The 8888-nt window shown below is 65.4% G+C and carries 7 protein-coding genes and 1 pseudogene; 2 read left to right on the top strand and 6 right to left on the bottom strand.

The features are described 5' to 3' along the window. From EJV46_RS07865 to EJV46_RS07840, 6 genes are all read right to left on the bottom strand, one after another. Positions 1 to 1117, bottom strand: a 1117-nt coding sequence (locus EJV46_RS07865; protein ID WP_131548084.1) for a site-specific DNA-methyltransferase, incomplete at its 3' end; no start/stop codon positions are given. Then, positions 1107 to 1514, bottom strand: a complete 408-nt coding sequence (locus EJV46_RS07860; RefSeq protein ID WP_131548083.1) for a hypothetical protein — start codon at positions 1512 to 1514, stop codon at positions 1107 to 1109. The genes EJV46_RS07860 and EJV46_RS07865, both read right to left, overlap by 11 nt. A gap of 355 nt (positions 1515 to 1869) precedes the next feature. Beyond that, positions 1870 to 3846, bottom strand: coding sequence for a virulence-associated E family protein (locus tag EJV46_RS23020; RefSeq protein WP_206020746.1), 1977 nt, complete (start codon positions 3844 to 3846; stop codon positions 1870 to 1872). Between the two features lie 183 nt (positions 3847 to 4029). Further along, positions 4030 to 4212 (bottom strand): AlpA family transcriptional regulator, encoded by a 183-nt coding sequence (locus EJV46_RS07850; RefSeq protein WP_131548082.1) that lies wholly within the window; start codon positions 4210 to 4212, stop codon positions 4030 to 4032. A gap of 116 nt (positions 4213 to 4328) precedes the next feature. Next, on the bottom strand, positions 4329 to 6275 hold the full coding sequence (locus tag EJV46_RS07845) for a 7-cyano-7-deazaguanine synthase (RefSeq protein WP_131548081.1): 1947 nt from the start codon (positions 6273 to 6275) through the stop codon (positions 4329 to 4331). Then, a complete protein-coding gene (locus tag EJV46_RS07840; protein ID WP_131548080.1) occupies positions 6268 to 7056 on the bottom strand; it encodes a hypothetical protein in 789 nt (262 codons plus the stop codon). The genes EJV46_RS07845 and EJV46_RS07840 overlap by 8 nt, the downstream gene beginning before the upstream one ends. 380 nt (positions 7057 to 7436) lie before the next feature. Here EJV46_RS07840 and EJV46_RS07835 point away from each other — a divergent pair, with 380 nt between their 5' ends. Next, complete coding sequence (locus tag EJV46_RS07835; protein ID WP_131548079.1) at positions 7437 to 7937, top strand: DUF2924 domain-containing protein; 501 nt, start codon at positions 7437 to 7439, stop codon at positions 7935 to 7937. Beyond that, positions 7934 to 8761: pseudogene (locus tag EJV46_RS07830) on the top strand (recombinase family protein); the annotation flags it as partial. The gene EJV46_RS07835 and the pseudogene EJV46_RS07830, both read left to right, overlap by 4 nt. Between the last annotated feature and the right edge of the window lie 127 nt (positions 8762 to 8888).

The following is an 8888-nucleotide window of genomic DNA, read 5'->3' as shown; positions in this document are numbered from 1 at the left end:
CCGACATCTCGGCCGCGATGATCGTGGTGCCGGAGCCGCTGAAGGGTTCATAGACCGCCTGGCCGGGCGAGGAGTTGTTCTCGATCGGCCGGCGCATGCATTCGACCGGCTTCTGGGTGCCGTGGGTCGTGACGGTGTCTTGGTCGCGGGAAGGGATGCTCCACAGGGTCGTCTGCTTGCGATCGCCGGCCCAATGGCCGGTGGCGCCGCCGCCGACCGCGTACCAGCACGGCTCGTGCTGCCAGTGATAGTGGCCACGGCCCATGACCAGCCGCTCCTTGGCCCAGACGATCTGGGCCCGGATGTCGAAGCCGCAGCTGGTCAGGCTGTCCGCCACCGTCGTGGCGTGCAGCGCGCCGTGCCAGACATAGGCCACGTCGCCAGGGAACAGGGCCCAGGCCTCGCGCCAGTCGGCCCGGTGATCGTTCTCCACGATCCCCGTGCGCTGGGTGTCGGACAGGCCGGCGCGGTTCCGCCAGGCCGGGTCGTAGTTCACGCCGTAGGGCGGGTCGGTGACCATCAGGTGCGGCCGCACGCCGGCGAGCACCGCCTCGACCACCACGGGATCGGTGGCGTCACCGCAGATGATCCGGTGCCGGCCGAGAACCCAGACGTCGCCCGCGCGGGACACCGGGATCTCGGGTGGCGCGGGCACCTCGTCGGGGTCGGTCAGGCCAGCCGTGGGCTCCAGGAGGAACCTGGCCAGCTCGTCCTCGCCGAAGCCGGTGAGCGCCAGGTCGAAGCCCTCGCTGTGCAGCTCGCCCAGCTCCAGTCGCAGCATCTCGTCATCCCAGCCGGCGGAGAGTGCCAGGCGGTTGTCGGCCAGCACGTAGGCCCGGCGCTGCGTGGGCGTGAGGTGGCTGAGCTCGATGGTCGGCACCTCGATCAGCCCGAGCTGTCGCGCGGCCATCACGCGCCCGTGTCCGGCAATGATACCACGCTCGCCGTCGACCAGGACCGGATTCGTGAAGCCGAATTCCTTGATCGACGCGGCGATCTGCGCGACCTGGGCGGGGGAATGCGTGCGGGCGTTCCGCGCATAGGGGATCAGGTCGTCGACGCGGGCCCGGTTGTAGGCCGGAAAGATCGGCGGGGTAGCAGCGGCGTCACGCGTCATGCGTGCGGTCCTCCAGAGCAGGTCGGTTCCAGGAGACTGTCTCGCGGGTGCCATTGGCCGGATCGACGATGACGATCTCGATCGGCCGGCTCTCCTCCATGAGCACGGGCGGCGCCGGAGGCTCGGGATGCTTCTCCCGCCAGCCCGCCCGGGCCTTGAGCCAGAAGATGCTGGCGCCGATGTTGCCGGGCGTGGTGGCCTGCTTGAACAGGCACTGCGCGACACGCGTGTTGGCCTCGATCACGGCGACATCCAGCTCGTGGCGGAAGTGCTTGCGCAGCGTGCGCGACGTGATGCCGATCACCAGCGCGATGTCGTCCTGCGGCACGCCGTACCCGGCCATGGCGTGGACCATGCGCCGCTGCTCGGCCGTGGGGGCGAAGGCAGGCGCGCCCATCAGTGGAGCACGCCGGGTTTGTAGGTCGGGAAGCAACGTCGCGGCATGTTGGACCTCTCTCGCGCCTGCTCTGAATCTAGTGCGTCAGCAGCGCGAGCGCATCGCGACAGGATTGCGAGGAAGTTCCTTCATTTTCGAGACCTGATTGAGACCCTTCCCAGACCGGGCCGGCGCGAGCCGGGCGTTTCTGACGCACCGACGCACTCTGACGCATTTTCCTATACGCGCGCCCGGGTGCGCAGAGCGTCTTCCCGGGCGGAAACAACTTCTCAGGGGTTTCAAGCAATATGCGTCAGAGTGCGTCAGATTCGAATCAGATGTAACGAAAACAAGGGCTTAATCTGACGCACATTGATTATGCGTCAGAGGGCTCCTCAGGGACGACATACTTCTCAAGAATGAAGAACCGCTCGCCGCCCGGCCCGCGGGCATTCGCCCGGCCGAGACCCCGCCTGTCATAGGCGCCGCGCACCCAGCCAAGGAGATTCAGGATCCCGGTGATACGCCGCTGCTCTTGAGTTCCCAACTTCGGCGTCTCTACGAACACCGCCTCCTTCGCGACCTCCGCGACAGTCACCTGCCGCTTGCCCGCAACCCAGGCAGCAATTGCGCCTTCCCACGCGTCTGATTCGAACCGTGCCTCCTGCTGAGGGCGGATGTGTGCTTCTTCGAAGGCGCCGTCCGGCCACCATGCCGCCTTGTGGCGATAGAGATGCAGGGCCTCAGCAAACAACTGATCCCGGTCGCGCTGGAGAGCGTCTGTATCAATCAGCCCGACCTTCACGGGCCAGAACCGCCTGCCGCCTGTCTCGTCACGCAAGTACACAGACTGGTTGGTCGTGCCGATGAACACGCACTGGCGCGGCTCGATCACTTCCTTGCGGCCGTAGCTCGGACGATAGCGCTCTGTGTCCCTCGTGATGAAGTGCTTCAGCCGGTTGTTCTCAGCCTTGCCCATGGCCGCCATCTCGGCGATCTCGATCAGCCACTTGCCATTCAGATGCTGTGCAGCGTCCTTCCCTCCGTCGATATCTGGCATCGCGTCAGAGAACCACTGTCCGCCGAGAACGGAACAGGCGGTGCTCTTCCTCGCGCCTTGCGGGCCCTCCAAGATCATCATGTAGTCGGCCTTGCAGCCCGGCTGCATCACGCGCGCGACCATGGCGACGAGGAACATGGTGCCGATGCCGCGAGAGTAGGATGTGTTAGCGGCGCGGACATAGTTCGGGAGCCAGCCTGCCACTCGCTGTTGCCCATCCCATCGCAATGCGCCCAGGTAGTCGCGCACCGGGTGAAAGGCCAGTTCAGAGGCTCGCAGATCCACCGCCTGATGCGCCGTGTCCTTGCCAAGCGTCTCCAGGCCGCACTTCTGGAGGTGGACCTGGAGGTGCGACACGTCCGCGTCGGTCACCGGTCGCAAGCCGTCAGTCGTCAGGATGACTGGCGCCCGCAACATCTGGTCAAGCCGGAATGCGCCGCTGATCTCTGCTTCCTGGCGGAGCGCTACCATGGCGTTGAACAGATTGCCTCGAGGCTCTCCTTCCCGGTTCTTCTGGCAGTCCCTCAGCCAGGCCGGGCCATCCTTGCTGACGGCTTTCTCGGCGTTCTGCCAGCAGCGCTTCAGCTGCCGCTCGCCACCCTTTTCCCGTTTCCATGCGGCGGTTTGCGGGTCCTTGTCGAGCGCGGTCAGGAAATCCTGGTAGGTGCCACCGTTGCGATGAAGCCCGCACGCAGTGCGAAAGGCTCGGGCGCTGCGGGACTGATCACCGCCGGCTGCCGAGCGCCCCCAATCGAAGTGCTGCCTCGGATCCTCGCTGGCCCTTGCAAACGCTGGGCCGGCCTCCTGGATCAACCAGAGCGCCGTCTCCTGAGACACGGGGCGCAGCTCTGGTGTGCTGCCCTCCAGGGGCTGATCTGTGACGGCGAAGAAGCGGTGCGACGTGTAGAATTCGATCGCGGGTGGATGATCTGCATCGGAGGTCCGCTTCCACTGCCGCCCGCGCTTTGGCTCACCTTTGTCGCCCGGCCCCATGGCCGCCTGAATTGCGAACACCTGCGCCGCATCGAGTAGGAAGAAGACCTTCACACCCGTGCCTGACGGTGAGATCTCCGTATAGGAGCCGAACCGGTCGACGACCTCTTGTGCCCACGGCGCGATGTCACCGTTCTCAGCGATGCAGCTGTCGAGATCGATGCCCGCGATTGCGAGCCCGTCGTGCTGGCCCAGAATGAGCCCGACGCCGCCGGTCTTGTAAGGCTTGGGCAGACGGACTGCCCGGCCTTCGGCCTCGTGGCGAGTTCCCCAGGTCAACCAGTCATCGGTCGCCGCCATGCCCCCTTTAGGGTCATACGGGAGCTTTGTCGGGCTCTTCTCTCCCGGACGCATCACTGTCTGCCACGCGACCCACCTCGGCAACGTGGCAATGCCAGCGAGAGTGATTGGCGGGCGATCAGCGCCATCAGGCATGATCCACCTCCACGCGGCGCAATGCCGTGTGCTGGACCCCGCGCACGGTCAGCTGCCCTCCTTGCGCCGCCGCGCCTCGAATGCCTCGACGTCCTCGAGCGTATAGACCACGCGCCCGCCGACCTTGATGTACGCGGGCCCGAGGCCAAGCCAGCGCCAGCGCTCGAGCGTGCGCTCCGAGATGCGCCAGCGGTCAGCGAGATCGTGTTGATGAAGATGCCGAATAGTCATGTCGATGATCCTCGCAATGGGGTGAATGACTGCGAGGAAAATCGTGATTTCGACCGGGTCGAGATATAGATGGCGACACGAAAGTCGTGAGGTTTGGCCCTACTAAGTCGTTGATTTCACGGCGCTGGATGAGAAAGTCGTGAGGCGCGGGAGGGAGTCGTAAGGTCCGACGATCTGCACTGGTCGGACTCGTGTGAGCCGACCAGGGCGAGGGCGGGATTCAATCGGTAACCGGCCCATGAAACGCTCTCGATGACGTCGTCAGGCGCAGGTGCGATACCGAGCTGCTGATGGAACTGCTCCGCAATCTTAAGGCGCAGTGCGCGGACCAACTGACGGGTCGTAGCCTCCGTTACGCCCATGGCGTCGGCCAACTGCTTTGTCCCCATGAAGGAAAAGCCCGGCGAGCCGCGCTGGGCACGGATGCCGTCCTGGAACTTCGGCAGCAATTTCCTGACGAGCTCGAAGTGCTTCCTCTGCAGGACCGCCACGTTGCCGATGCGGGCCTCACGTCGGTGCATGTCCAGCCAAAGTGTGATCGGCCGAGGAAGTTCCTTGATCTTGCGATCCGCCGCCTGACGTTCAGGCGTGGCCTCGTTCTCTGCTGGATCGCGGATCTGCACATCCTGAGCGAGGGGGCCCTGAATCATCGCAAGCAGTGAATGGTCCGGCAGATCAAGCCGCTCACCCAAGACATCATCAGTTCGTGCGGTCTCGGTGACGATCCGCATGACGTTCTGACCGTGTCGGACGTGCAGTCGATGTAGCCGGGCCGCCGCCTCGTCTGTGCGGAGGCCGAGATGGGGAAGGAGGCGGAAAGCCTCACCATGCGCGCCCAGGAAATGCTCCTGAGTCGATTGGCGCCAGGTATGGGCGGCCAACACATAGGCTTCAGCAGTCACGGCCTCGATCCCCGGCTTGCGTGGGCCTCGCATCAGGTCGACGGCATAATTCGATGCCGGCTCGAGATGCCCGCAATCCGCGGCAAGGATCCCGAAGCGGCGATCCAGGCATTGCGTGCAGACGCCACAGTGCCGACCCTTCGTCATGGCCGCGCCCCGCGTGGAACCACAGCTGAAGCTCGGTTGGATCAGTTCGCCACAACCACCCTCAGCAATGCGGCGGACAACGTCGGCCTTGGTGTCCCAGAAGAAGGGGTTGCGGATCCGGATGTCTGCCTCGGCGACCCGAGAAAAGAGCCGGCCGTAGAGCTCAAGCACCTTAGGATGCGTGGTCCGGGTCGCGCGGGTCCCGAGCACATGGCTGGCCAGCGGCAGGTTCGTGCTGACGACGCCGTTCTCGTAGAAGCAGACCTCGCGCAATCCGTGGAGCCGCGCCACGAGCAGGCCGAGGACGGCGAATAGGAAAGATCGAGTCCGCTGGGTCGGCTCCACCATTTCCCCTGCGTTCGTCAGACCGAGCCCGATGTGAACTAACCGGTCGGGTCCCGCGCGCGATCGCAGTGCTTCGACAAGCCTGCTCTGGATCGCCTGAACCATGGGAGCTGACTGGTACGAGACCAGGGCGGCCTTGCGGCGTTTCACCAGCAACGCATCGACAGCACCTGCAAGCGAGTCGAGGCCGCCCGAGAAGAGGATGACCTCCGCCGGCTGGAAGGCAGGCGCGGCACCCGATCCGGCGATGTCCAAGAACGGCTGCCAGGCCGGTGCGCCGGCTAGCTCTACGAATTCGAACTGGTATCGGTCTCCCGACAGAAAGCCGATCGTCTTGCGCAGGCTCTCCCGGACGTCGGGAAGATTCCAGAAGTCCGGGTCGCGGACAGCAATGACAAAGGAGAGAGTGCGACGCCAGTTCTCGCCCAAGTTGGGCATGGACGGGCCGTCTCTCGGCACCATGCGGTCAGCGAGGTGGATATAAGAGGCGATAGAGAGCAGGTCCCACAGCCGGTCCGGGAGGTTCGCCAGCATTTGACGGCTGACCTGATGCAGCGTCATCGCGAATGCGCCGCGGCCCGCACCGCGGATGCCGATATCGAGCGCCATCTCCGGGCCCTTGCGCCCCGACGACCTGGCACCGCCGCAAAGGAGGCGAAGCTCACGCATGGACGACGCCGCCTCGCGCCCGCAGTTCTTCCCGCACCTTCTTGAACGCCGCCTGGACAAAGCCGGCTGCGGTCTTGGGCGTCAGCGTTCCCTCGAAGCTGTGCTTGCCGTACCAGTCGGCGGCAAATTGCTCCACGATGAGGGAGGCTTCCCGGCAATGAAGGGTGAGCGCCGTCTCGAACAAGTGATGGTCGCGCAGGCTCTGGAACCGATGGGACTGCCCCACCTGCGCCGGCAAGGTGCGGCTGAGATAATAGCCCAGGTGCTCCCGTGTGAGACGAGCTACGAAATCTCGGACCAGCACGGCGAACCGGGCGGGCGAGGCGAGTTTGCGCAGCGATGCCCAGGCCTCGTCGGCTTGGTAGGTCGAGCCAAACAGGCTGCCCTCATCACGTGCGGCCACACTCACCAGGCTTTCCACCACTGTGGTCGCGGCGAGATCGCTGAAGTCATTGGATCGGCGGTCCGCAAGGATCGTGTCATCCAGCATGCTCATGACCGCGGCGCCGATCTCGGTGATCGTGGGCTCTGCGACGACCTCCAGGCCGATGCGCTGGAGGGCCTCTCCGAAGGCGGCGTCTCGAGCGGCGAGGGGAATTTGGGTCAGCAACCAAAATCCGTGCTGGAGAGCGCGATCATTGGCCGCGACCGCTAGGGCTGGCTCAGCGACGTCACTCACCGCAGCGGCGACTTGCTTGGCGTCGGCTCCTCCGGTGATGAGAGCGATAATGGATTGCCAGGCGCGGCTGGCGGGCAGTGTCCCGAGGCGTTGGTGGCCCATGGGGGGAGGGCTCCTAGTTCTCTCTTTGTTCCGTATGTCTCTCAGGACTTGGCCGCGAAGGCAAGCAGGAATTTCGAGCCAGCCGCCACGGGATCGCGCGATCTCATATGATTGCGCTCTGCTGCGATAGCCGATTGATTTTGCTGTATTCTCATCGCCGGGCGGTGCAAACCGGTTCGCGAAATGGCGACCACGACCCCCAATCTCCACCTCCCGCCGCACCTTCGCGAGGTCTGCTCCATTCTGGCGCTGGGCTTGGTGCGACTTCACCGCCGCACTGCCGAAGACTTCCACCGCGACCTCGGGGTCCTGGGAGAGACTTCGCTACACTTCGACCGCCTACAGAGCGGTGGTGTCGCTCCCGAACAGAGGGAGACCCCATGACCACCCGAGTTGCCCAGCCGGTCGGAGCACCGGTGCCGACCATTCCCACCATCCCGGAGACCGACGTGCTCGGCCGGCTGGCCTGGATCCAGACCGCGCCGATCGCCCAGCTGAAGGACCAGTGGCGCCAGCTGTATGGCAAGGAGCCGCCGCCATTCAGCCGCAGCTACATCACCAGTCGCCTGGCCTACCGTGTCCAAGAGCTGGCCTATGGCGGACTGAGGCCCGAGACCCGGGCACGGCTCGAGGCGTTGGGCGAGCAGCTCGACGGCGGCAACGTCGTCCTCCGTCGGATCCGAGCGGACCATCGGCCATTGCCCGGCACCCGGCTGATCCGCGAGCATGCGGGCATCCAGCATGTGGTCACGGTCCGGGCCGACGACTTCGAGTTCGAGGGACGGCCCTACCGCTCGCTGTCTGCCATCGCCCGGCACATCACCGGGACGCGGTGGAATGGCTGGACGTTCTTTGGGCTGCGCGCGCGGGGTGACGCATGACCCGCCGCGCCCGCATCGAGCCGGCCATGCCGGCGACGACGAAGAAGCTCCGCTGCGCGGTCTACACGCGGAAATCCACGGACGAGGGCCTGGAGAAGGAGTTCAACACCCTCGACGCGCAGCGCGACGCCTGCGAAGCGTATATCGCCAGCCAGCGTGCCGAGGGGTGGGTGCTGGTGCGCGACCGCTACGACGATGGCGGGTTCTCCGGCGGCACGCTGGAGCGGCCGGCGTTGCAACGCCTGCTGCGCGACATCCAGGCCGACCTGGTTGATGTCATCGTGGTCTACAAAATCGATCGGCTAAGCCGCTCGCTGATGGATTTCGCCAAGCTGGTGGAGGTGATGGATGCGCACGGCGTGACGTTCGTGTCCGTGACGCAGAGCTTCAACACGACGACCAGCATGGGCCGGCTGACGCTGAACATCCTGCTCAGCTTCGCGCAGTTCGAGCGCGAGGTCATCGGCGAGCGAATCCGCGACAAGTTCGCCGCCTCCCGCGCCCGCGGCATGTGGATGGGCGGCAAGGTGCCGCTCGGCTACGACGTCGTTGCGCGGAAGCTTATCGTGAATGAGGAGGAGGCCCCCAGGGTCCGCCGCGTGTTCGAGATCTTCGCGGAGACGGGATCGGGCATAGAGACTGTGGCCCGCCTCCGGGCGGAGAGCGCCACCAGCAAGGTGGGCCGGCCGCTGGACAAGGGCGACGTCTACAAGCTGCTGAACAACCGGACCTATGTCGGCGAGGCCGCCCATAAGGGCCAAGTCTACCCCGGCGAGCACCAGGCCATCGTGCCGCGAGAGCTCTGGGATAGGGCGCATGCCGTGCGTATCCATCCGGCCAAGGCCGCGGGTGCTGAGTGCCGGGATCGGGCCGGGGGTCACCGCTTCTGATCGGCGATGAGTTCCTTGAGGCATTCGATGCCGCGCTCGGTGAAGCCCAGGGTGGCGCGTT

It is taken from the genome of Roseococcus sp. SYP-B2431 (assembly GCF_004336745.1).
Classification (GTDB): Bacteria; Pseudomonadota; Alphaproteobacteria; order Acetobacterales; family Acetobacteraceae; genus Roseococcus.
The sequence above is the reverse complement of the archived record's forward strand: the minus strand, read 5'-3'. Positions and strand labels throughout refer to the sequence as shown.

Coding starts and splice junctions, on each gene's coding strand:
- EJV46_RS07840 (WP_131548080.1), bottom strand. CDS start 7,056: ATGGGCCACCAACGCCTCGGGACACTGCCCGCCAGCCGCGCCTGGCAA.
- EJV46_RS07850 (WP_131548082.1), bottom strand. CDS start 4,212: ATGACTATTCGGCATCTTCATCAACACGATCTCGCTGACCGCTGGCGC.
- EJV46_RS07835 (WP_131548079.1), top strand. CDS start 7,437: ATGACCACCCGAGTTGCCCAGCCGGTCGGAGCACCGGTGCCGACCATT.
- EJV46_RS23020 (WP_206020746.1), bottom strand. CDS start 3,846: ATGGCGGCGACCGATGACTGGTTGACCTGGGGAACTCGCCACGAGGCC.
- EJV46_RS07860 (WP_131548083.1), bottom strand. CDS start 1,514: ATGGGCGCGCCTGCCTTCGCCCCCACGGCCGAGCAGCGGCGCATGGTC.
- EJV46_RS07845 (WP_131548081.1), bottom strand. CDS start 6,275: ATGCGTGAGCTTCGCCTCCTTTGCGGCGGTGCCAGGTCGTCGGGGCGC.